Raw genomic sequence first — 22,477 nt, 5'->3', positions numbered from 1 at the left:
CATGCGCAGCACCCAGCAGCCGTCCCCGATGGCCGCGCACCGCTACCCGCCCTTCGCCTTCGGCGTCGACCTGCCCGACCGCACCTGGCCGGGCCGCCGCATCGAGGCCGCGCCCCGCTGGTGCGCCGTCGACCTGCGCGACGGCAACCAGGCCCTGATCGACCCCATGGGCCACGACCGCAAGCTGCGGATGTGGGACCTGCTGGTCTCGATCGGCTACAAGGAGATCGAGGTCGGCTTCCCCTCGGCCTCCCAGACCGACTTCGACTTCGTCCGGTTCCTCATCGAGACCGGCCGCATCCCCGACGACGTCACCATCCAGGTGCTGACCCAGGCGCGCGAGCACCTGATCGAGCGCACCTACGAGGCGATCCGCGGCGCGAGGACCGCCGTGGTGCACCTGTACAACTCGACCTCGGCGCTGCAGCGCGACGTCGTCTTCGGCATGGACCGCGACGGCATCGTCGACCTGGCCCTGCAGGGCGCGCGGCTGTGCAGGAAGTTCGAGGAGGGCCTGGGCGACGGTCCGGACGCCACGCAGGTGTTCTACGAGTACTCCCCGGAGAGCTACACCGGCACCGAGCTCGACTTCGCGGCCCGGATCTGCAACGAGGTCATCGACGTCTTCGACCCCACCCCCGACCGCAAGGTGATCATCAACCTGCCGTCGACGGTGGAGATGAGCACGCCGGACCTGTACGCCGACTCGATCGAGTGGATGATCCGCAACATCCGCCGCCGCGACGAGGTGATCATCTCGCTGCACCCGCACAACGACCGCGGCACCGCGGTGGCCGCCGCCGAGCTGGGCCTGAAGGCCGGCGCCGACCGCGTCGAGGGCTGCCTGTTCGGCAACGGAGAGCGCACCGGCAACGTCGACCTGGTCACCCTGGCGCTGAACCTGGTGGTGCAGGGCGTCGACCCGCAGGTCGACCTGCGCGACGTCGACGGCGTGCGGCGCGCCGCCGAGCACTGCAACCAGATCTCGGTGCACGAGCGCCACCCCTACGCGGGCGACCTCGTCTACACCGCCTTCTCCGGCTCCCACCAGGACGCCATCAAGAAGGGCTTCGACAAGATGGCGGCCCGCGCCGCCGTTGCCGGGGTGCAGGTCGAGGACGCCGAGTGGGCCGTCCCCTACCTGCCGATCGACCCGCGCGACGTCGGCCGCTCCTACGAGGCCGTCATCCGCGTGAACAGCCAGTCGGGCAAGGGCGGCGTGGCCTACCTGATGCGCACCGAGCACTCCCTCGACCTGCCCCGCCGCCTGCAGGTGGAGTTCTCCCAGGTCGTCCAGGCCCGCACCGACTCCGCCGGCGGCGAGGTGACCGCGGCGCAGCTGTGGGACGCCTTCGCCGACGAGTACCTGCCGGCCGCCGAGCACGCGGGCAGCGGCTCGGGCGCCGAGCCGTGGGGCCGCTTCGCGCTCAAGGGCCTGCGCACCAACTCCTCCACCTCGGGCGGGGGAGCGGGCGGTGCGGACAGCATCGAGGTCGACCTCGTCGTCGACGGCGAGCCCCGCACCGTGACCGGTGCCGGCAACGGCCCCATCTCGGCGTTCGTGTCGGCGCTCGCCGCGCAGGGCACCGGCGTGGCCGTCCGCGACTACGCCGAGCACGCCCTGGGCGCCGGCGGTGACGCCACGGCGGCCGCCTACGTCGAGTGCGAGGTCGGCGGGCGCGTGCTCTGGGGCGTCGGCATCGACGCGAACACCACCGTGGCCTCGCTCAAGGCCGTGGTCTCGGCCGTCAACCGCGCCGCCCGCGGCTGACCCACCGCCGCTCGGGGGCGGCGCAGCGCCCGACGGGGTGTCCCCGGCTCAAGTGCCGGGGGCACCCCGTCGACGTTCCTGGAGAGGGAGTACGGGGGTGCTCCGACGGGGAGGTCCGTCGTGTCAGCTGCAGGCGCGCTCGTGGTGCACGGGGTGCCGGGGCCCTTCCACGCCGTGGTGGAGGAGGTCGGCGCGGCGCTGGACGCCTGCGAGTTCGCGGCGTGCGTGGCGCGCTGCGCGCAGGCGCTGCCGTGGGTCGAGGCCCTCGGAGACACCAGCACCGCCCGCTACCTCCGCTACGTCGCCGCGCTCGCGCTGGTGGAGCTCGCCGACCTGGAGCGGGCCGGTGACCTGCTGGAGGAGCTGCTCGGCAGCACCGCCCCCCAGGACGCGCTGTGGCGCTCGAAGGCGCTCGCCCTGGCCTCCGAGGTCGCCTTCACCGCCGGGCGGCCCGCCCGGGCGGTCGAGCACCTGGCCGAGGCCCTGGACCTGCTGGAGACCACGCCGTCGCGGCACGCGAACCGGCTCTCGGCCACGATGGCCTCCGCCCTGGCGCTCCAGGCCGCCGGCCGCCCACCCCGAGGCCGAGGTGCTGCTGCGCCGGGTGCTCGCCGACGTGCCGGCCACCGGGGGCGTCCACGAGCTCAACGTGCTGCCCGAGCTGGTGCTGCTGGTGGCCGAGCGCGCCGTCCTCGTCGAGCTGGGCGGCGACCGCACCGGGGCCGACCACCAGTGGCGGCGCGCGCTGGAGCTCTCGCTGCGCTGGCGCCGCACCGCACGCGCGGCGGGGGAGCCCTCGCACGAGCTGCGCTCGACCGCCGCCGAGGCCCTCGCCTGGCAGCGCCTCGGAGACCACGACGCGGCGAGCGCGGCCGCCGACGGTGCGGGCCTGCTGAGCGCCGCCCGCGAGGGGGCCCTGACCGGCCGCGTCGAGGGGGTCATGGCCCGGCTGCACCTCGCCGGAGCAGCCCGGTACCGCGGTGACCTCGCGACCGCGGGGGCGCGCCTGGACGAGGCCCTCGTCGAGACCCACCGCACCGAGCCGGGGGTGTGGGCCTACGCCGTGCTCGCCGAGCGGGCCGGGCTCGACGCGCAGCAGCGGGCCGCGGCCGCCGGGGCCGGCCCCCAGGAGCAGCTCGCGCCGCGCACCGACAGGTGGCGCGACCTGGCCCGCCTGCTGCTCACGCGCACCGCCGCCGGCAGCCGCTCGCTGGTGTCGGAGGTGGAGGCCCTGCGCCTGGCGCGCCGCGCAGCCCGGGCCCGCGACGCCGCGGCCCGCGACGTCCTCACCGACGCCCTCACCGGGGTGGCCAACCGCCGCGGCCTCGACGAGGCGCTGGCGGAGGCCGACCGCGCCGGCGAGGCGGTGTCGGCGTGCTTCGTGGACCTCGACAGGTTCAAGGCCGTCAACGACCACCACTCCCACGAGGTGGGGGACGAGGTGCTGCGGCGGGTGGCCGCGGTGCTCGTCGAGGTGGTGCGCACCGGTCACGCCGGCACCCCGGGCGACCTGGTCGCGCGCTACGGCGGTGACGAGTTCGTGGTGCTCGCGCGCGGCGGTGCGGACCTGTGCGGCCAGGCGCGGCGCGTGGTCGAGGCGGTGGCCGCCCACCCCTGGCCGGAGGTGGCCGAGGGCCTGGCGGTCACCGTGTCGGTGGGCGTGACCGGGCCGGTCCCGGCCGCCCAGGTGCTGGCCCGCTCCGACGCCGCGATGCTGGCGGCCAAGCGCCTCGGCCGCGGTCGCGCCGTGGTCGGCCCCGCGGCCTGACCGGCCCCGCGCCCGACCGAGGCGCCAGGCCGGGCGGCTCGCCTCAGGCGGCGGTGGGCCTCGTGCCGCGAGCGCGCACCACGACGGGGGCGGCCAGCACCGCCAGCGCGGCGAGCACCGCGACCGCGCTCACCAGCGGCGCCTCCGGCTGGCCGGACCAGCGGGCCACGGCGATCCAGGCCAGCCCCCAGGCCAGCGACAGCGCCGGGGCGACGCGCCCCTGACCGCCCACGGCGAGCAGCCACCCGACGCCGGCGGCGACCGCGAGCACGACGACGGCGAGCCCCGTGGCGAGCGCCCCGGTGACCGGCAGCCCCCCGGCGGCGAGCGCCGCGGCGGCGTTGGCGACGGTGGCGATGCTGACCCACCCGAGGTAGAGCCCGACGACGCCGTCGAGGAGCACCAGCTGCAGCGGGGACGCCGAGCGGGAGCCGCCGCGGCCGTCGGTGGACGCGGCGCGCAGCCGCACGAAGGCCACCACCAGCACGGCCAGCAGCAGCGCGATGACGACGAGCGCCCCGGTCACCGAGCCGGCCTGCGCGGTGAGGATCCACGCGGCGTTGAGCAGCAGGGAGGCGACGACCCACCAGCCGGTGGCGCGCTGGCGCGCGTCGTGGCGCTGCGAGGGCAGCAGCTGGTGGACGGCCTGGGCCAGCAGCCCCGCGTAGATGACCGACCAGATCCCGAACGCCGGCCCCGCGGGGGCCACGAGCGTGGCGCTCGCTGACAGCGCCCCGCCGGCCGCCTGGTCGATCGGGGTGCCCACCACGGCCCCCGAGCCGAGGAACCCGCCCACCAGCGCCACCACGGCGCTGACGACGACGGCGGTGGCCCGGGCGGTGTCGGAGGAGGGCGCCGAGCGGCTGCCGCCGCGCGCTCCGGTCAGGCTGGAGCTGCTGGTCATGCGAGTGACGGTAGGGCTGTCGGAGCGGTGCGGCACGATGAGCGGGTGCGCACCTACCGGGACGAGGCCGTGGTGCTGCGCACCCACAAGCTGGGGCGAGGCCGACCGGATCGTCACGCTGCTGACCCGCCACCACGGCCGGGTCCGCGCGGTCGGCAAGGGCGTGCGCCGCACCTCCAGCCGCTTCGGGGCCCGGCTCGAGCCGTACATGCTGCTCGACGTGCAGCTGCACGTCGGCCGCTCGCTCGACGTGGTCACCCAGGTCGAGACGCTCGCGCCGTACGGCCGCTTCCTCGCGGAGGACTACGGCCGCTGGACGGCGGCGGCCGCCGTCGCCGAGACCGCCGAGCGCCTCACGTCCGAGGAGCGCGAGCCCGCCACCCAGCAGTTCCTGCTCGTCGTGGGGGCGATGCGCACCCTCGCCGCCGGCCAGCACGACCCGTCCCTCGTGCTCGACGCCTACCTGCTGCGGGCCATGGCCGTCGCCGGGTGGGGCGCGAGCCTGGTGGCGTGCGCCCAGTGCGGTGACCCCGGCGCCGCGGCCGCGTCCCAGCCCGCCTTCGCCGTCGCGGCGGGCGGGGTGGTGTGCGGGGTGTGCCGGCCCCCGGGCGCCGCCGCCCCCGACGTGCGCACCCTGGCCCTGCTGCAGCAGCTGCTCTCGGGAGACTGGGACCGGGCCGACGCCTCCGAGGCGCGGCAGCGCCGGGAGGGCAGCGGCCTGGTGGCCGCCTACCTGCAGTGGCACCTGGAGCGGGCGGTGCGGTCGCTGCCCCTGGTCGAGCGAGCGTGAGGAGCAGCGTGAGGAGCAGCGTGCGAGGCGGCCGCGGCCGGTCGTCCGGTGGAGCACCTGCGCGGACGGCGCCGGTGGTGCCCCCGCCGCCCCACCCCTCCGGCGAGCGGGCCCCCGCCGTCCCCGAGCACCTCGTGCCCAAGCACGTGGCCATCGTCATGGACGGCAACGGCCGCTGGGCCAACGCCCGGGGCCTGCCCCGCGTCGAGGGCCACAAGATGGGCGAGGCGTCCCTGCTCGACGTCGTCGCCGGGGCCATCGAGGTCGGGGTCACGCACGTCTCGGCCTACGCGTTCTCCACGGAGAACTGGAAGCGCTCCCCGGAGGAGGTGCGCTTCCTCATGGGGTTCAACCGCGACGTCATCCGCCGCCGCCGCGACACCATGCACGAGTGGGGCGTGCGCGTCCGGTGGGCGGGGCGGCGTCCGCGCCTGTGGCGCAGCGTCATCAAGGAGCTGGAGGAGGCCGAGCAGCTCACCGCCGGCAACTCCACCTGCACCCTGACGATGTGCGTCAACTACGGCGGCCGGGCCGAGATCGCCGACGCCGCGAAGGCGCTCGCGCGCGAGGTGGCGGCCGGGCGGCTCGACCCGGAGAAGATCGACGAGCGCGCCCTGGCCCGCCACCTCGACGAGCCCGACCTACCGGACGTCGACCTCTTCCTGCGCACCAGCGGTGAGCAGCGGACGTCCAACTTCATGCTGTGGCAGTCGGCCTACGCCGAGCTGATGTTCGTCGACACGCCCTGGCCCGACGTCGACCGCCGGGTGCTGTGGCGGGCCGTCGAGGCCTACGCCCGCCGCGACCGGCGCTACGGCGGGTGCCGTCGACGCCGTCGACGCCGTCGACGCCGTCGACGCCGGTGACAGCACCGACGCGCCCACCGCTGAGGGCGGTGCTGCGGACCCGGCTACGGCTGGCGGTCAGGGCGCGGGCTGAGCCGGCGGGTGCGACGGGGCCGCCGCCCGGGCCGGTGGCGCGCACCAGGCCCGGACGGCGGTCGCTGCGCAGCGACCAGCGGTTCACGCGGTCCCCCCGTCGCCGGCGGTGCGGGAGCGCAGCTCGGCGAGCTGGTCGCGCATGGCCTGCGGGAGGCGGTCGCCGAACCCGGCGAAGAGCTCCTCCACGCCGTCGGCCTCGCGGGCGTACTCGGCCGGGTCGGCGGTCAGCAGCTGCTCGAGCACGCCCTCCGCCAGGCCGAGGTCGGCGGTGGTGAGGTCCTCGGCCCGCGGCACCAGGCCGGCGGGGGTGTCGACGGCGTCGACGCGGCCCTCGAGGCGGGCGACGACCCACTCCAGCACGCGGCTGTTGTCGCCGAAGCCCGGCCACAGGAAACCGCCGTCGTCGTCCTTGCGGAACCAGTTGACCGAGAACAGCGCCGGGGCGTGCTCGCCGAGCTGCTCGCCCTGGGAGAGCCAGTGGCCCCAGTGGTCGGCGGCGTTGTAGCCGGTGAAGGGCAGCATCGCGAACGGGTCGCGGCGCACCTCGCCGACGGTGCCCTCGGCGGCGGCGGTCTTCTCCGAGGCCATGGTGGCGCCGAGGAAGACGCCGTGGGCCCAGTCGCGGGCCTGGGCGACCAGCGGCACGGTGGTCGCGCGGCGCCCCCCGAAGAGCACCGCGTCGACGACGACGCCCTCCGGGTCGTCCCAGCTGTCGGCGAGGGTCGGGCACTGCTCGGCGGCCACCGTGAAGCGGGCGTTGGGGTGGGCCGCCGGCTTCCCGGACTCCGGCGACCACGGCTCGCCGCGCCAGTCGGTCAGGCCCTGCGGCGGGGTGGGCGTGAGCCCCTCCCACCACACGTCGCCGTCAGCGGTCTGCGCGCAGTTGGTGAAGATCGTGTTGCCCCACAGCATCTGGTGCGCGGCGGGGTTGGTGGCCTCGGAGGTGCCGGGGGCGACGCCGAAGAAGCCCGCCTCGGGGTTGATGGCGCGCAGACGGCCCTCGGAGTCGCGGCGCATCCAGACGATGTCGTCGCCCAGGGTCTCGATCTTCCAGCCGGGCAGGCTGGGCGTCATCATCGCGAAGTTGGTCTTGCCGCACGCCGAGGGGAAGGCGCCGGCCACGTGGTGCTGCTTCCCCTCCGGGGTGGTGACGCGCACCAGCAGCATGTGCTCGGCGAGCCAGCCCTGGTCGCGGCCCATCGCCGAGGCGATGCGCAGCGCGAAGCACTTCTTGCCCAGCAGCGCGTTGCCGCCGTAGCCGGAGCCGTAGCTCCAGATCTGCCGGCTCTCGGGGAAGTGCGCGATGAGCTTGGTGTCGCTGGAGGGCCACGGCACGTCCTCGCGGACCTGCTGGCCGAACTCGTCGGTCAGCGGGTAGCCGACGGAGTGCACGGCGGGCACCCACGGAGCCCCGGCCTCGACGAGCTCGCGCGCCGCAGCGCCCACCCGGGTCATCGTGCCCATCGACAGCACCGCGTACAGGGAGTCGGTCACCTGCACGCCGAGCTGGGAGATGGGGCCGCCGACGGGACCCATCGAGAAGGGCACCACCCACATGGTGCGACCGCGCATGGAGCCCTCGAAGAGCTCGACCAGCTCGGCCTCGAGGTCCACCGGGTCACGCCAGTTGTTGGTGGGGCCGGCGTCGTCGGGGTCGGTGGTGGCGATGACGGTGCGGTCCTCGACGCGGGCGACGTCGTCGGGGGCCGAGCGCACGAGGTAGCTGCCGTAGTGCGGCTCGGGCAGCGGCTCGAGGGTGCCCTTGCGCACGCCCATGGCGATGAGGCGGTGGCGCTCGGCGCCGGAGCCGTCGCACCACACCACGCGCGCCGGCTGGGTCAGCTCGGCGACCTGCGCGACCCAGGCGTGCACGTCGGGGCGCTCGGAGCCGGTGGCGATGGGGGTCTCGTCGATGAGCGTCATGGCGGGTCTCCTCTGAAGGGGCGGGGATCCGTGCTGTCTGCCCCCTACTGTTCCCGCCCTGGAGCGCTCCTCCACGCTCGACGTGCGTGAAGATCCGCCATTCTTGCGCTAGCGTCAAGAGCGTGACGCCAGGAGCCCCCAGCGCCGACCCCCTGACGCTCGGGCGGCGGGTCCGGCACCTGCGCACCCAGCGCGGGCTGACCCTCGACCAGCTCGCCGCCGACACCGGCGTCTCCGCCAGCCAGCTGTCGCTGGTCGAGAACGGGCACCGGGAGCCGCGGCTCGGACTGCTGTCGGCGCTCGCCCAGGCGCTCGGCGTGCCGACCGCCTCCCTGCTCGACCCCGAGCCGCCCACCCGGCGGGCCGCCCTCGAGATCGCCCTCGAGCGGGCCCAGGGCAGTCCCGCGTACGCCCGGCTCGGGCTGCCCGCGGTGCGGCCCTCGCGCACGCTGCCCACCGAGGCCCTCGAGGCGCTGGTGGGCCTGCACGGCGAGCTGCGCCGCCGCGACGAGGCCGCCAGCGCCACCCCCGAGGAGGCCCGGCGGGCCAACACCGAGCTGCGGCGCACCATGCGCGCCGTCCACAACCACCTGCCCGAGCTGGAGGAGCTCGCGGAGCAGCAGCTGCGCGCCGCCGGGCACGGCGCCGGCCCGCTGACGCACCGCACCGTGGCGCGGATGGCGGCCGAGCTGGGGCTGACGATCCTCTACGTCGACGACCTGCCCCACTCCACCCGCACGGTCACCGACCTCGAGAACGGGCGCATCTACCTCCCGCCGGCCTCGACCCCGGGCGGGCACGGGCTGCGCTCCCTGGCGCTGCAGGCCATGGCCCACCAGCTGCTGAAGCACTCCGCCCCGGTCGACTACGCCGACTTCCTGCGCCAGCGCATGGAGATCAACTACTACGCCGCGGCGTGCCTGGTGCCCCGGACGCCCGCGCTGGAGCTGCTCCGCGCGGCCAAGGCCGCCAAGGACCTCGCCGTGGAGGACTTCCGCGACGCCTTCGGCATCACCCACGAGACCGCCGCGTGGCGCCTCACCAACCTCGCCACGCGCGACCTCGACATCCCCCTGCACTTCCTGCGCGTCACCGAGGACGGCGCCCTCACCAAGGGCTACGAGGACGACGGCGTGGGCCTGCCCGCCGACGCGGCCGGCGCGGTGGAGGGGCAGCACGTCTGCCGGCGCTGGGCCGCCCGCGCCGTCTTCGCGCAGCGCGACCGGACCACGGAGTTCCACCAGTACACCGACACCCCCGGCGGCACGTTCTGGTGCAGCGCCCAGACCGGGCGCAACGCCAGCGGCAGCCGGTTCTCCATCACCGTCGGCGTCCCGTACGTGCACGCCAAGTGGTTCCGCGGCCGCGACACCGCGGTGCGGGCCCGGTCCACCTGCCCCGACGACGGCTGCTGCAAGCGGCCCCCGGGCGAGCTGGCCGACCGCTGGGCGGGCCGCAGCTGGCCCTCGGCCACGATGCACGCCCACGTGCTCGCGCCCCTGCCCACGGGCTCCTTCCCCGGCGTCGACGACGCCGAGGTGTACGCCTTCCTCGAGCGGCACGCGCGGTGACGCCGGTGACGCAGCCCACGCCGCCGGACGGGACGCGGTCGGCTGTGCGCGGGCTGGGAGTCCGCCATGATCTGCGGGTGCCCGAGCAGAACGACCCCGCCCCGAAGATCGTGATGTCGGAGGACCGGCGGCGCATCGCCACCTACGACGTGCGTCCCGAGGGCGACGACGGCCCCGAGAGCGAGGCGCCCGTCGTCCTCGCCGTCCACGGCTTCGCCTCGAGCTTCACCGCCAACTTCGTGCGCACCGGCTGGGTCCGCGACCTCACCCGCGCCGGCGTGCGCGTCATCGGCGTCGACCAGCGCGGCCACGGCGCCTCCGACAAGCCCCGCGAGCGCGACGCCTACTCCCTCGACCTGCTCGTCGAGGACCTGCGCGTCGTCCTCGACACCTACCTGGTGATGGACGCCGCCTACGTCGGGTACTCCCTCGGCGCCCGGGTGGGCTGGCGCGCGGCGCTGGAGATGCCGGAGCGGATCAGCCGCGCGGTGCTCGGCGGCATCCCCGACGGCGCGCCCCTGACCCGGTTCCGCACCGAGGAGGCCCGGCACGCCCTGGCGACCGGTGAGGCGCCCTCGGACCGCGTGACGGCGGGCTACCTGACGATGGCGAGCGCCGTCCCCGGCAACGACGTCCTGGCCCTGGTCTCCCTGGTGGAGGGGCTGCGCCGCGGGGGGCCGGACGACGACCCCGACCCCCACGAGCCGCCGCAGGTCCCGGTGCTGTTCTGCACCGGCAGCGAGGACGGCATCCTCGCCGGCTCGCAGCGGCTGGCGGCGGCCACGCCCGGCGGGCGGTTCTTCGAGATCCCCGGGCGCAACCACTTCAACGCGCCGGTCTCGCGGCACTTCCGCGACGCCGCGGTGGAGTTCGTGCTGGGAGCACCCCCGAAGGGGTGACCTACGATCGGGCGTCCACCGACACGCCAGCCGGAGAGGGTCTCCCGTGAGCACGCCCAGCCCGAAGAAGAAGTCCAGCATCGACGACGTCGTCAGCCTCGCCAAGCGGCGCGGCTTCGTCTTCCCCTCGGGGGAGATCTACGGCGGCACCCGGTCGGCGTGGGACTACGGGCCCCTCGGCGTGGAGCTCAAGGAGAACATCAAGCGCCAGTGGTGGCGCTCGGTGGTCACCAGCCGCGACGACGTCGTCGGCCTGGACTCCTCCGTCATCCTCCCGCGCAAGGTGTGGGTGGCCTCGGGCCACGTCGGCGTCTTCACCGACCCCCTCACCGAGTGCCAGCAGTGCCACAAGCGCTACCGCGCCGACCACCTGGCCGAGGAGTTCGAGGAGAAGAAGGGCCGCGCGCCGGCGGGCCTGACCGAGATCGCCTGCCCCAACTGCGGCACCCGCGGCGAGTGGACCGAGCCCCGCGACTTCAACATGATGCTGAAGACCCACCTCGGCCCCGTCGAGGACGAGTCCGGCCTGCACTACCTGCGCCCGGAGACCGCGCAGGGCATCTTCGTGAACTTCGCCAACGTCATGGGCTCGGCGCGCAGGAAGCCGCCGTTCGGCATCGGCCAGATCGGCAAGTCGTTCCGCAACGAGATCACGCCCGGCAACTTCATCTTCCGCACCCGCGAGTTCGAGCAGATGGAGATGGAGTTCTTCGTCGAGCCCGGCACCGACACCGAGTGGCACCAGTACTGGATCGACAACCGCACCGACTGGTACGTCGACCTCGGCATCGACCGCGACAACCTGCGCCACTACGAGCACCCCGCCGAGAAGCTGTCGCACTACTCCACGCGCACCGTCGACATCGAGTACCGGTTCGGGTTCACCGGCTCGGAGTGGGGCGAGCTCGAGGGCATCGCCAACCGCACCGACTTCGACCTGAAGACGCACTCGGAGCACTCGGGCACCGACCTGTCGTACTTCGACCAGGCCAAGGGCGAGCGCTGGGTGCCCTACGTCATCGAGCCCGCCGCCGGCCTGACCCGCTCCCTGATGGCGTTCCTCGTCGAGGCCTACGCCGAGGACGAGGCCCCCAACGCCAAGGGCGGCGTCGACAAGCGCACCGTGCTGCGCCTCGACCACCGCCTCGCCCCGGTCAAGGCCGCGGTGCTGCCGCTGTCGCGCTCGGCCGACCTCTCGCCCAAGGCGCGCGACCTCGCCGCGGAGCTGCGCAAGAGCTGGAACGTCGACTTCGACGACGCCGGCGCCATCGGCCGCCGCTACCGCCGCCAGGACGAGATCGGCACCCCGTTCTGCCTCACCGTCGACTTCGACACCCTCGACGACCACGCCGTCACGGTCCGCTCCCGCGACACGATGACGCAGGAGCGCGTCGCGCTCGACCAGGTGCCGGGCTACCTCGCGCAGCGCCTCGTCGGCGCCTGACCCCGCCCGGCACCTCCTGAGCGCTGTCGGACCGCTGTCGCAGCGGGCGTTCCCGGGCTTGCCCGGAAACGCCCGCTGCGACACGCCGCGAGGGCTAGGGTCGCCAGCGTGTCCACGGCTTCCTCCCAGGTCCCCCCGGTCGGTGCCGCCGTGCGGCTCCTGCCGATCTCCGGCGGTCCCGAGCACGTCGGGCGCCTCGACGACTGGAGCACCAGCCCCGCGGGCCTGGTCGCCACCGCCGTCGTCGCCCTCGACGAGGCCTCGGCGGCCGAGCTGACCGACGCCCCGGTGTGGGTCCACGTGCCGCTGAGCAGCGGTGCCGCGCTCGTCATCGAGGCCGTCGTGGAGGGCACGGCGACCCCCGGCGAGGTGCTCCTGACCGGCGTCCTCGCCCTGGCCACCGAGCACCAGCGCGCCGAGCCCCGCGCCGACCTCGCCCGACGCGCCCAGCTGCGCGGCCGCGTCGCCGCCGCCGCCCGCACCATCGACCTCTCGCGCACTGGCGCCCGAGTGGTGCTCGCCACCGACGCCGCCCTCGCCAACCTCGGCGGCGCCGGCCTGGCCGACTCCGAGCTCGAGGTCGTCGTCGAGGTGGCCGACGAGCAGACCGTCACCACCCGCGCCGAGGTGGTCCGCGTCGACTCCGACCGCGCCGAGCTGGCGCTGCGCTTCATCGACCTGTCCGAGGCCGACGCCGCGAGCATCGAGCGCGCCGTCCTCGTCGAGCTGTCGACGGCCCGCGACGCCAGCGCCGCCTCCCTGGGCTGACGCGCCCCGGCGGTCGCCCCCTCGGTTCCACTCGAGTGGCACAGGGCCACCCCGTGCCACTCCTACTGGCACGGGGTGGCCCTGTGCTGTTCCTGGAGTGGCGCGGTCCCACCCACCAGGGCGTGGGAGTCAAGAGGCGCCGCGCTGCTGCCGCTCAGCGGCGCAGACCCTCAGGAACTGCAGGACCTCCCGGCAGATCCCCTCGACGTCGTCGTCGATCTCGCTGGGGAGCACCGAGATGGTGCTGCGTCCGCTCAGCACCACGACGCGCTGGCGCCGAGTCGTCTTCCTGAAGGCGCGCGGCGCCAGGTGCCACTCCACCGAGTTGATCTCCAGCTCGGCCTCGAGGTCCTCCCAGTAGGCGTCGAGGGTGACCACGAGCTCCCCGGCGTCGTTCCGGATCTCGACGTTCCACCGTGGCTGGGGGACCCCGTACCGGTCGAAGCCCGCCCGCAGCTTCGCCTCGGCCACCGACCGGATCCCCGCTGCGACCTCCGCGAGGACGGAGCGCGGGAGGGCTGTGCGCTGCCGCTGTGCCAGCGCCACCTCCACCGCGACCTCCGCCACCGTGCACAGGCGCTGCTGGACAGCCGCCGCGACCAGCTCCCGGACGTCGTCGAGAGCGCCCTCGCGGCGGCAGGCGTCGACCAGGGCCCGCGCCACGGGAACCACTCGCAGCCCCCCGCGGACGGAGCTCGCGATGGCCCGGCGGCTGCGCGTCAGCAGTGCGAAGCCGTGCGAGCTCTTCTGGCTGCTGTGGGGGATGAGGACGTGCACCCTGTCGCTGCGGCGCAGGCCCCTGGTGCGGAGCCCGTGGAGGTCGAGGGCGTCCAGTCCGGTGAGTGCGCTGTCCGGCCCCGCGTACTCCAGCGCTCCCATCCGCTTCTCGAAGCGCGTGAGCACCCCCTTGTGGCCGGCCACCACGCCGGGGAGGACCCGCTGCCACGGACCGCCGTCCCGGATGCGCAGGGTGATCGTCGACGACGGCACTCCGATCTCCTTCAGCTCGGAGTGCGTGGCGACGGATGCTCCAGGGCGGAGGACGTCGGCGAGGGCCTGCTCGTCGATGGGCTTGCGTCGGGGCATGCGGCCCAGCGTCACGGGCGAGCAGCCGCCGACGTCGTTCATCGCCGCCCCTGTGGACAGCAGGTGGTGCGGGCGCTCCTGTGGGCGCACGGAGAGCCCCGTGGTCGTCACTCCAGCGCCCTTGGGTGGGTCTGCACCACCTCGGGACTGGCACAGGGCCACCCCGTGCCAGTAGGAGTGGCACGGGGTGGCCCTGTGCCCACGAGGGGTGCGCGCGGGCGGCCGGGGGAGAGCGCCTGGGCGCGCACGAGCGCGGGCGCCGACCCCCTGGTGGGAGGTCGGCGCCCGCGCCGCCGGTGGTGCGGTGTCAGCGCTGGGCGCTGCCCACCAGCGGACGGTCGTCGGAGAGGACGAGGTCGCCGTCGCGCTCGGACGGGGCGTTCGGGCCGGCGGTCGGGGCGCCGTGCCCGCCGTCGGCGGCGAGGGAGGACTCGTCGAAGGGGAGGTCGCCGGCGAGGACCGAGCGGACGCGGTCCTTGTCGATCTCCTTGGTCCAGGTGCCCACCAGGACGGTGGCCACCGCGTTGCCGGCGAAGTTGGTGACGGCGCGGGCCTCGGACATGAACCTGTCGATGCCGACGATGAAGCCGACGCCGGGGACCAGGGCCGGGGCGTGGGCCTGGAGGCCGCCGGCCAGGGTGGCCAGACCGGCGCCGGTGACGCCGGCGGCGCCCTTGGAGGCGAGGATCATGAAGGCGAGCAGACCGATCTGCGCCGGGATCGACAGCGGGGTGCCCATGGCGTCGGCGATGAAGATCGAGGCCATGGTCAGGTAGATCGCGGTGCCGTCCAAGTTGAAGGAGTAGCCGGTCGGCACGACGATCCCGACGACCGGGCGGGCGACGCCCAGGTGCTCCATCTTCGCGATGAGGCGGGGCAGCGCGGTCTCGGAGGAGGACGTCGAGACGATGAGCAGGAACTCGCGGCCCAGGTACTTCAGCAGGCTGAAGATGTTCAGGCCGGTGACGACCCGCAGGATCGTGCCGAGGATGACGAAGACGAAGACGGCGCAGGTCAGGTAGAAGGCGCCCATGAGGATCGCGAGGGCCTTGAGGGCGTCGACGCCGGTCTCGCCGACGACGCCGGCGATCGCACCGAACGCGCCGATGGGAGCCAGCCACATCACCCAGGCGAGGATCTTGAAGACGAGCTTCTGCAGGTTGCCCACGAGGTCGAGCAGCGGCTTGCCGGTCTCACCCATGGTCTGCAGCGCGAAGCCGACGACCAGGGCGATGACGAGCACCTGCAGCACCTGCTCCTGCACCAGGGCGGAGAACAGCGTGGTGGGGATGAGGGAGGTGATGAAGCCGATGACGCCGCCGGCCTCGGAGGACGCCGCGGCGGCCTTCTCAGCGGCGGCGGCGGCCGCGGCCGCGTCGGAGTCGGAGATGGTGAGGCCGTCGCCGGGGTGGATGACGTTGCCCACGACCAGACCGATGAGCAGCGCGAACGTCGACATCGCCAGGAAGTAGCCGAGGGCGATGCCGCCGACCTTGCCGACGGTCGCGGCCTTCCGGATGGAGCCGATGCCCAGGACGATGGTGCAGAAGATCACCGGGCCGATCATCATCTTCACCAGGTCGATGAAGGCCGCGCCGATCGGCTTCATCTCCTTGGCGGTCTCCGGGGCCGCCAGGCCCAGGACGATGCCGGCCGTCACGGCGACGATGACGCCGATGTAGAGCCAGTGCGACTTGTCCTTGTGCTTCTTGGGGGCGGTCGTCCCGTTCGGGACCGCCGCTGCTGAGCTGCTCACGGTCAGCGCACCTCCACGTCGTCGTGTCCGGAGCGGCTCCGCTCCGGTGTGCCACGGGTCACCCCGTCTGCCCAGAAGGGTGCCCAGCGCGGACGGGGGTGTCGTCGTTGTGAACCTTGTGTTCACAGGCGGGGGCACGGGCTGTTCACAGGTGGCTGAGCAGCAGGTCATCCTGGAGGGGTGCTCATGACGCGGGTGCGGGCGATGTCGCTCGCACGGCAGCTGCTCGCCCTGCAGGCGGGGCTGCTGGTGCTGCTGCTGCTGGGGGTCGCCGTCCTGGACGCGGTGCTCGACGTGCGCAGCGACCAGCGGGCCGCCGGTGAGCGCGTGCTCGGCATCGCCGAGGCGATCGCGCTGAGCCCGGTGGTCGCCGAGGCGGCCGGCGGGGAGGCCGCCGACCCGGGCTCCGCGACCGCCGCCCTGCAGCCCTTCGCCGAGGCCGTCAGGGGCGAGGCGCAGGTCTCCTTCATCACGATCATGGCGCCCGACGGCACGCGGTGGACGCACCCCCGCCCGGAGGAGATCGGCAGGACCTACCTCGGGTCGCGCGAGCAGGCGCTGGCCGGCAGGCCCTTCACGGAGACGTACACCGGCACGCTCGGGCCCTCGGTGCGCGCGGTGGTGCCGGTCTTCGAGGACGCGCCCGGTGACGCGCCCGAGAGCGCGCCTGCGGGCGACGGCGCCCGGCCGGTGGTGGCCCTGGTGGCCGTCGGGGTGACCACGGCCCAGCTCGACCAGGAGTTCGTCCGCAGCCTGCCGGTGCCCCTGGCCGCGCTCGGGGGGCTCGTGCTGGTGGCGCTGGCCGGCAGCGCCCTGGTGTCGCGGCGGCTGCGCCGTCAGACGCACGGGATGGGCAGCGAGGAGATGGAGCGGATGTACTCCTCCCACGAGGCCGTGCTGCACTCGGTGCGCGAGGGGCTCGTCGTCGTCGACCCGAGCGGCCGCGTGGGCGTCGCCAACGACGAGGGCCGGCGCCTGCTGGGGCTGGCGGACGACGCCGACGACCCGGTGGGGCGCCCCGCCGCCGACCTGCCGGTGGCGCCCTCGCTGCGCGACCTGCTCGTCGACGGCCGCACCGCCACCGACGAGACCCACCTGACCGACGAGCGGGTGCTGGTGGTCAGCCAGTCGCAGGTCCCCTGGGACGGCAACCGGCGGGGCGCGGTGATGACGCTGCGCGACCGCACCGAGCTGGAGGAGCTCACCGGCGAGCTCGACTCCACCCGCGCGCTGTCGGAGGCGCTGCGCTCCCAGGCGCACGAGGCCGCCAACCGCCTGCACGCGGTGGTCGTCCTCGTGGAGACCGGGCACCCCGAGCGCGCGGTGGAGCACGCCGTCGAGCAGCTCGAGCTGAGCCAGCGCCTCACCGACCGGGTGGTCGAGAGCATCGAGGAGCCCGTGGTCGCCGCGGTGCTGCTGGGCAAGACCGCCCAGGCCGCCGAGCGGGCGGTCACCGTGCAGGTGGAGCCGGGCTCCTACCTGCCCGCCGGGCTGGCCTCCAGCGCGTCCGCGGGGCGCGACCTCGTCACCGTGCTGGGCAACCTGCTCGACAACGCCGTCGACGCGGTCGGCGCGCTGGACGACGACGAGCGCGAGGTCCTGGTGGGCGTGCGCCCCGACGGCGGCGACCTGCTGCTGCGGGTCAGCGACAGCGGCCCCGGGCTGCCCGACGACCTGGTCGACGCGGCCTTCACCCGCGGCTGGACCACCAAGGTCTCCGCGAGCACCGCGGGCCGCGGCCTCGGGCTGTCGCTGGTCGACCAGGTGGTGCGCCGCCGCCGCGGCACGATCGACGTCACGGGCTCGACGTTCGAGGTCCGGCTGCCGCTGGAGGGGCTCCGGTGATGACGAGGTGACGGCGGCGAAGGGGCCCGTCCGCGTGCTCGTCGTGGAGGACGAGCCGATCATGGCCGCGGCGCACGGCCAGTACGTCACGGGCGTGAGCGGCCTGGTGCTCGCCGGAACGGCCGGGACCGTGCGCGAGGCCGTCGCGCACCTGCGCGCCACCCCGCGGGAGACCCCGGTCGACCTGGTGCTGCTCGACCTCGACCTGCCCGACGGCCACGGCCTGGAGCTGGTGCGCTCCCTGCGGGCGGCGAAGTGGACCGGTGACGTCATCGCCGTCACGTCGACCCGCGACCTCGTGGCGGTGCGCGCGGCGGTCTCCCTCGGGGTGGTGCAGTACCTGCTCAAGCCGTTCACCCGCCGCTCCTTCGAGGAGAAGCTGACGCGGTACCTGGACTTCCGCGCGCAGCTGCACGGCGACGGCGGCGCTGCTGACGCCCCGCTGGACCAGGGCGACGTCGACCGCGCCTTCGCGGCCCTGCGCAGCAGCACCGGCGCAGCGCTGCCGTCGGGCCTGGCCCAGGAGACGCTCGAGGCCGTGCGCCGCGCGGTCGAGGTCGCCACCGGGGGCGGGGCGTCGTCGTCGGAGGTGGCGACCGCGTGCGGCACCTCGCGCGTGACGGCGCGCCGGTACCTCGAGCACCTCACCGAGGGCGGCGTGCTCGAGCGGCACCAGCGCTACGGCGGCACGGGCCGCCCGGAGGTCGAGTACCGGACCGCCCGCCGCCCCCGCTGACCGCCGGTCCTGCCAGCAGGCCCGTCGACACCCCGGCCGGGGCGCTCGTGCGGTGGGGGGCGCACCGGCGGGTGCCGGCGAGGCGCGCTGCGGTGTCGGTCCCGTGCGGGAGGATGGAGCCGTGACCGCGACCCTCGACACCCGGAGCCCGGCCGGTGAGCAGACCGGCGCGCACACCGACCAGGCGCCCGGGGCGCTGCTGCCGCCGCTGCGCTTCGGCCAGCACGTCGTCGACGTCCCCGTGGTCCTGGCCCCCATGGCGGGCGTCACCAACGCGCCGTTCCGCAGCCTGTGCCGCGAGCACGGCGCCGGCGTCTACGTCTCGGAGATGGTCACCAGCCGGGCGCTGGTCGAGCGGACCCCCGAGAGCCTGCGGCTGGTGCAGCACGAGCCGGGGGCGAGCCCCCGCAGCGTGCAGCTGTACGGCGTCGACCCGGCCACCGTCGGCGCGGCCGTGAGGATGCTGGTCAGCGAGGACCTCGCCGACCACGTCGACCTCAACTTCGGCTGCCCTGTGCCCAAGGTCACCCGCCGCGGCGGCGGGTCGGCCCTGCCGTGGAAGAGCGGGCTCTTCCGCGACGTCGTCAGGGCCGCGGTCCGCGCCGCGCAGACGTCCTCGGGCCCCGACGTGCCGGTCACGGTGAAGATGCGCAAGGGCATCGACCCCGACCACCTCACCTACCTCGAGGCCGGCCGCACCGCCGAGTCCGAGGGGGCGGCCTGGGTGGCGCTCCACGGGCGCACCGCGGCCGACGGGTACGCCGGCACCGCCGACTGGGAGGCGATCGCCCGCCTCAAGGAGGCCGTGACCAGCATCCCGGTGCTCGGCAACGGCGACATCTGGTCCGCCGAGGACGCCGTGCGCATGGTCGAGCGCAGCGGCTGCGACGGCGTCGTCGTGGGCCGCGGCTGCCTGGGCCGCCCCTGGCTGTTCGCCGACCTGGCCGCTGCGATGCAGGGCCGCCAGGAGCGGGTGCGCCCCGGGCTGCGCGAGGCCACCGCCACCCTGCGCCGCCACGCCGAGCTGCTGGTCGAGCACTTCGGCGACGAGCTGCGCGGCTGCCGCGAGATCCGCAAGCACGTGGCCTGGTACCTAAAGGGCTACGTGGTCGGCGGGCACATGCGCGCCCAGCTCGGCCTGGTCGACACCCTCGCCGCTCTCGACGCGCTCATCGCCACCCTCGACCTCGACCAGCCGTACCCGGGCGAGGCCGCCGAGGGCTCCCGCGGCCGCACCTCCCCGGCGCCGCGGGTGGTGCTGCCGGAGGGCTGGCTCGACAGCCGCGAGCTCACCGGCGCCTCCCTCGAGGTGGTCCGCGCCGGCGAGCTCGACCCCTCCGCGACGGCGGGCGGCTAGGCCGTGCTGACCGGGGGGCGGACCGAGGGGCGGACGGACGGGCCCACCGGGGGGCTGCAGGACCGGGGCGCCCACTGCGAGGTCGACGGCGAGGTGTCCGGCTACGGGGAGCACGCCCGCGCGCGCTGGGCCCCCGAGGAGCCGAAGAGCTACAAGCGCAGCGCCTTCGCCCGCGACCGCGCGCGGGTGCTGCACTCCTCGGCGCTGCGGCGCCTGGGCGCCAAGACCCAGGTGGTCGGCCCGGGCAGCGACGACTTCGCCCGCACCCGCCTCACGCACTCCCTCGAGGTGGCCCAGGTGGGCCGCGAGCTGGGCGGGGCGCTGGGGTGCGACCCCGACGTCGTCGACACCGCCTGCCTCTCCCACGACCTCGGGCACCCGCCCTTCGGGCACAACGGCGAGTCGGCGCTGGCGCAGCTCACCGCCGCGGTCGGGGGCTTCGAGGGCAACGCCCAGACGCTGCGGCTGCTCACGCGGCTGGAGCCCAAGACCCGCTTCGCCGACGGCAGGCCCGCGGGGCTGAACCTCTCCCGCGCGAGCCTGGACGCCACCACCAAGTACCCGTGGCGCTCGGGCGACGACCCCCGCGGGACCACCCGCAAGTTCGGGGTCTACTCCGGCGGCAGCGCCGGTGACGAGGCGGTCTTCGAGTGGCTGCGCGAGGGCGCCCCCGACCGCCGCCGCTGCATCGAGGCGCAGGTCATGGACCTGTCCGACGACATCGCCTACTGCGTGCACGACGTCGAGGACGCCGTCGTCGCCGGCCGTCTCGACCTGCGCGCCCTGGCCCCCCGGGGCGAGCGCGGGCAGATCGCGCGGGCCGTGCGGGCCCTGCACCTGCCCGACGCCTCCGACGTCGAGGTGGAGGCCGCCCTCGACAGGCTGCTCGCGACCCCCACCTGGGTCGACTCCTTCGACGGCTCGTGGGCGTCCCTGGCGGCGCTGAAGGACATGACCAGCCAGCTCATCGGCAGGTTCTGCGCCGCGGCCGAGCGGGCCACCCGGGAGGTGGCGGGTCCCGGTCCGCTGACCCGCTACGCGGCCGACCTCGTGGTGCCGCGAGGCACCGAGGTGGAGATCGCCGTGCTCAAGGGCGTCGCCGCGGCGTTCGTGCTCACCAGCCGCGACAAGGCCTCCACCTACGCCGCCGAGCGCGAGGTCGTGACCGACCTGGTCCGCGCGCTGCTGGAGCGCCCCCACGTCATGGAGCCGCCCTTCGCGGCCTGGCACGCCGAGGCCGACGACGACGCCGGGCGGCTGCGCGCCGTCGTCGACCAGGTCGCCTCGCTCACCGACACCAGCGCCCTCGCGTGGCACGCCCGCCTGGTGATGACCTACCCCTGACGGCCCCTCACCCGCCGCCGGCGGGCTACTGCAGCGCGGAGGTGAGCCGGCAGACGTTGTCGAAGAGCTTGCTGCGCCAGGGCCGCTGCAGCCAGTCGCTCAGCAGCAGCTCGCGGCTCACCGCGCGGTAGGAGTCCTCCACGGCGCGCACGTCGTCGACGAACGACCGGCCCCGCACCATCACCGAGACCTCGAGGTTGAGGCTGAAGGAGCGGATGTCCATGTTGGAGGAGCCGACCACGGCGACGTCGTCGTCGATCGTGACGTGCTTGGCGTGCAGCACGTACGGCGCCGGGTAGAGGTAGATCCGCACGCCCGAGCGCAGCAGCGCCTCGTAGTAGGAGCGCTGCGCGTGGAAGACCAGCCACTGGTCGGCCACCTCGGAGACGAACAGCTCCACCCGCAGGCCGCGCTCGGCCGCCGTCGTCACCGCGTAGAGCAGCGAGTCGTCGGGGACGAAGTACGGGCTGGTGATGATGACGCGCTCCTGGGCGTAGTACATGAGCGCGTTGAACATCTTGAGGTTGTTCTCGCCCTCGAAGCCCGGTCCGCTGGGCACCACCTGGCAGTCGAGGCGCCGCCCGATCCGCTGGCCCGACTCCACGGGCACCGGGTCGGCCTCGGACTCCAGCAGCTCGTCGGTCTCGGAGTACCAGTCGGTGACGAACAGGGCGTTGACCTCGGCGACCACCGGGCCCTCGAACCGCACCATGAGGTCCTGCCAGGCGAGGTTGCGCCGCCCGTAGCGCTTCTTGTGGTACCCGCGGTCGACGGCGTTCTGGCTGCCGGTCCAGGCCACCTCGCCGTCGACCACCAGGATCTTGCGGTGGTTGCGCAGGTCGGGCCGCTGGAACTTCCCGCGCAGCGGCTGCACCGGGAGCATCTCGCGCCAGTCGGCGCCCATCGCGTCGAGCGCGCGCAGCGTGGCGCGGTACCCGGGGGTGCGCAGCGACGCGACGTGGTCGAGCAGCACCCGCACGGACACCCCGCGCCGACGCGCACGGGCCATGGCCTCGAACAGCGGCCGCGTCGAGTCGTCGAGGTTGAGGATGTAGAACTCGACGTGCACGAAGCGCTGGGCGCCGTCGACCTCCTCGGCCAGCTGCAGCAGCGTCTTGTCGTAGTCGGTGGAGACGGTGGCCGAGTTGGTCGTGACCAGCGGCATCGCCCCGGCGTGCCGGTTGAGGCGCACCAGGGAGGCCAGCCACGGCGGCCAGGGGTCGTCCTCGCGGACCACGTCCATGCCCTCGGTGCGCGCCATGATCATCGCGTTGATGGCCCGCTGCTTCTCGCGGCGCGCCCGCGGCAGCTTCGGGGAGCCGATGAGCAGGAACGCCGCGATGCCGACGTAGGGCAGGAAGAAGATCGCCAGCAGCCACGCCATCGCCGAGGAGGGGCGGCGGTTGTTGGGCACGACGGCGACGGCGACGACGCGCACGACCGCGTCGACCACCAGCAGCGCGACGCTGAACCACAGGGGCAGCGCCGGCACCCACGACGGCAGGTCACCCAGCCGAGCGAACAGGTCCTCCACGCCGTCGAGCGTAGGCGCGCGGATCACCGCGGGCCCGTGC

At 74.7% G+C, this 22,477-nt stretch carries 16 protein-coding genes and 1 pseudogene; 12 read left to right on the top strand and 5 right to left on the bottom strand.

Annotated features, from left to right (window positions below; genetic code table 11):
* Nucleotide 1 precedes the first annotated feature (1 nt).
* On the top strand, nucleotides 2-1,771 hold the full coding sequence (gene leuA, locus F1641_RS12265) for a 2-isopropylmalate synthase (protein ID WP_194905822.1): 1,770 nt from the start codon (nucleotides 2-4) through the stop codon (nucleotides 1,769-1,771).
* Nucleotides 1,772-2,360: 589 nt separating this feature from the next.
* Complete coding sequence (locus F1641_RS12260) at nucleotides 2,361-3,539, top strand: diguanylate cyclase (RefSeq protein ID WP_194905820.1); 1,179 nt, start codon at nucleotides 2,361-2,363, stop codon at nucleotides 3,537-3,539.
* Between the two features lie 43 nt (nucleotides 3,540-3,582).
* Here the strand turns inward: F1641_RS12260 and F1641_RS12255 are convergent, their stop codons facing one another.
* Nucleotides 3,583-4,443 carry a tryptophan-rich sensory protein gene (locus tag F1641_RS12255; RefSeq protein WP_194905817.1) on the bottom strand — a complete coding sequence of 287 codons (861 nt, stop codon included), beginning with the start codon at nucleotides 4,441-4,443 and terminating at the stop codon, nucleotides 3,583-3,585.
* Between the two features lie 45 nt (nucleotides 4,444-4,488).
* Between F1641_RS12255 and recO the strand changes: the two are divergent.
* Both recO and F1641_RS12245 read left to right on the top strand, forming a co-directional pair.
* Nucleotides 4,489-5,233: pseudogene (gene recO, locus F1641_RS21580) on the top strand (DNA repair protein RecO).
* A gap of 74 nt (nucleotides 5,234-5,307) precedes the next feature.
* Nucleotides 5,308-6,099: an isoprenyl transferase gene (locus tag F1641_RS12245; RefSeq protein WP_194905815.1), complete on the top strand. Its 792-nt coding sequence runs from the start codon at nucleotides 5,308-5,310 to the stop codon at nucleotides 6,097-6,099.
* A 156-nt stretch (nucleotides 6,100-6,255) separates the two neighbouring features.
* On the opposite strand, the gene F1641_RS12240 is transcribed toward F1641_RS12245, so the two are convergent.
* Nucleotides 6,256-8,097: a phosphoenolpyruvate carboxykinase (GTP) gene (locus F1641_RS12240; protein ID WP_194905813.1), complete on the bottom strand. Its 1,842-nt coding sequence runs from the start codon at nucleotides 8,095-8,097 to the stop codon at nucleotides 6,256-6,258.
* Nucleotides 8,098-8,219: 122 nt separating this feature from the next.
* On the opposite strand from F1641_RS12240, the gene F1641_RS12235 reads away from it, so the two are divergent.
* The 4 genes from F1641_RS12235 (at nucleotide 8,220) to F1641_RS23260 (ending at nucleotide 12,779) form a co-directional block, all read left to right on the top strand.
* Nucleotides 8,220-9,668: a helix-turn-helix domain-containing protein gene (locus F1641_RS12235; RefSeq protein WP_194905811.1), complete on the top strand. Its 1,449-nt coding sequence runs from the start codon at nucleotides 8,220-8,222 to the stop codon at nucleotides 9,666-9,668.
* A gap of 77 nt (nucleotides 9,669-9,745) precedes the next feature.
* Nucleotides 9,746-10,567, top strand: a complete 822-nt coding sequence (locus F1641_RS12230; protein ID WP_206691061.1) for an alpha/beta fold hydrolase — start codon at nucleotides 9,746-9,748, stop codon at nucleotides 10,565-10,567.
* 46 nt (nucleotides 10,568-10,613) lie between these two features.
* Nucleotides 10,614-12,011, top strand: a complete 1,398-nt coding sequence (locus F1641_RS12225; protein WP_194905808.1) for a glycine--tRNA ligase — start codon at nucleotides 10,614-10,616, stop codon at nucleotides 12,009-12,011.
* A 108-nt stretch (nucleotides 12,012-12,119) separates the two neighbouring features.
* Nucleotides 12,120-12,779, top strand: coding sequence for a PilZ domain-containing protein (locus F1641_RS23260; RefSeq protein WP_194905806.1), 660 nt, complete (start codon nucleotides 12,120-12,122; stop codon nucleotides 12,777-12,779).
* Between the two features lie 129 nt (nucleotides 12,780-12,908).
* Here F1641_RS23260 and F1641_RS12215 read toward each other — a convergent pair whose 3' ends face one another.
* The gene (locus F1641_RS12215) at nucleotides 12,909-13,976 is read right to left on the bottom strand and encodes a hypothetical protein (RefSeq protein ID WP_194905804.1); all 1,068 of its coding nucleotides are present in this window, start codon (nucleotides 13,974-13,976) and stop codon (nucleotides 12,909-12,911) included.
* A gap of 196 nt (nucleotides 13,977-14,172) precedes the next feature.
* On the bottom strand, nucleotides 14,173-15,621 hold the full coding sequence (locus tag F1641_RS12210; protein ID WP_309225589.1) for a cation:dicarboxylate symporter family transporter: 1,449 nt from the start codon (nucleotides 15,619-15,621) through the stop codon (nucleotides 14,173-14,175).
* 186 nt (nucleotides 15,622-15,807) lie between these two features.
* Between F1641_RS12210 and F1641_RS12205 the strand changes: the two genes are divergently transcribed.
* The 4 genes from F1641_RS12205 (at nucleotide 15,808) to F1641_RS12190 (ending at nucleotide 20,903) form a co-directional block, all read left to right on the top strand.
* Nucleotides 15,808-17,466 (top strand): sensor histidine kinase, encoded by a 1,659-nt coding sequence (locus F1641_RS12205; protein ID WP_255514687.1) that lies wholly within the window; start codon nucleotides 15,808-15,810, stop codon nucleotides 17,464-17,466.
* Nucleotides 17,467-17,473: 7 nt separating this feature from the next.
* Entirely contained in the window at nucleotides 17,474-18,202 is a 729-nt protein-coding gene (locus F1641_RS12200) for a response regulator (RefSeq protein WP_219729547.1), read from the top strand.
* A gap of 121 nt (nucleotides 18,203-18,323) precedes the next feature.
* Complete coding sequence (gene dusB, locus F1641_RS12195; protein ID WP_309225588.1) at nucleotides 18,324-19,559, top strand: tRNA dihydrouridine synthase DusB; 1,236 nt, start codon at nucleotides 18,324-18,326, stop codon at nucleotides 19,557-19,559.
* A gap of 93 nt (nucleotides 19,560-19,652) precedes the next feature.
* A complete protein-coding gene (locus tag F1641_RS12190; protein WP_375541488.1) occupies nucleotides 19,653-20,903 on the top strand; it encodes a deoxyguanosinetriphosphate triphosphohydrolase in 1,251 nt (416 codons plus the stop codon).
* Nucleotides 20,904-20,928: 25 nt separating this feature from the next.
* On the opposite strand, the gene cls is transcribed toward F1641_RS12190, so the two are convergent.
* Nucleotides 20,929-22,395 carry a cardiolipin synthase gene (gene cls, locus F1641_RS12185; protein ID WP_194906021.1) on the bottom strand — a complete coding sequence of 489 codons (1,467 nt, stop codon included), beginning with the start codon at nucleotides 22,393-22,395 and terminating at the stop codon, nucleotides 20,929-20,931.
* Nucleotides 22,396-22,477: the final 82 nt, after the last annotated feature.

The sequence above is a fragment of the Quadrisphaera sp. INWT6 genome (genome assembly GCF_015390235.1).
In the GTDB taxonomy this organism is placed as follows: domain Bacteria; phylum Actinomycetota; class Actinomycetes; order Actinomycetales; family Quadrisphaeraceae; genus Quadrisphaera.
This window is presented reverse-complemented; position numbering and strand designations above follow the sequence as displayed.

Coding starts and splice junctions, on each gene's coding strand:
- F1641_RS12255 (WP_194905817.1), bottom strand. CDS start 4,443: ATGACCAGCAGCTCCAGCCTGACCGGAGCGCGCGGCGGCAGCCGCTCG.
- F1641_RS12240 (WP_194905813.1), bottom strand. CDS start 8,097: ATGACGCTCATCGACGAGACCCCCATCGCCACCGGCTCCGAGCGCCCC.
- leuA (WP_194905822.1), top strand. CDS start 2: ATGCGCAGCACCCAGCAGCCGTCCCCGATGGCCGCGCACCGCTACCCG.
- F1641_RS12205 (WP_255514687.1), top strand. CDS start 15,808: ATGACGCGGGTGCGGGCGATGTCGCTCGCACGGCAGCTGCTCGCCCTG.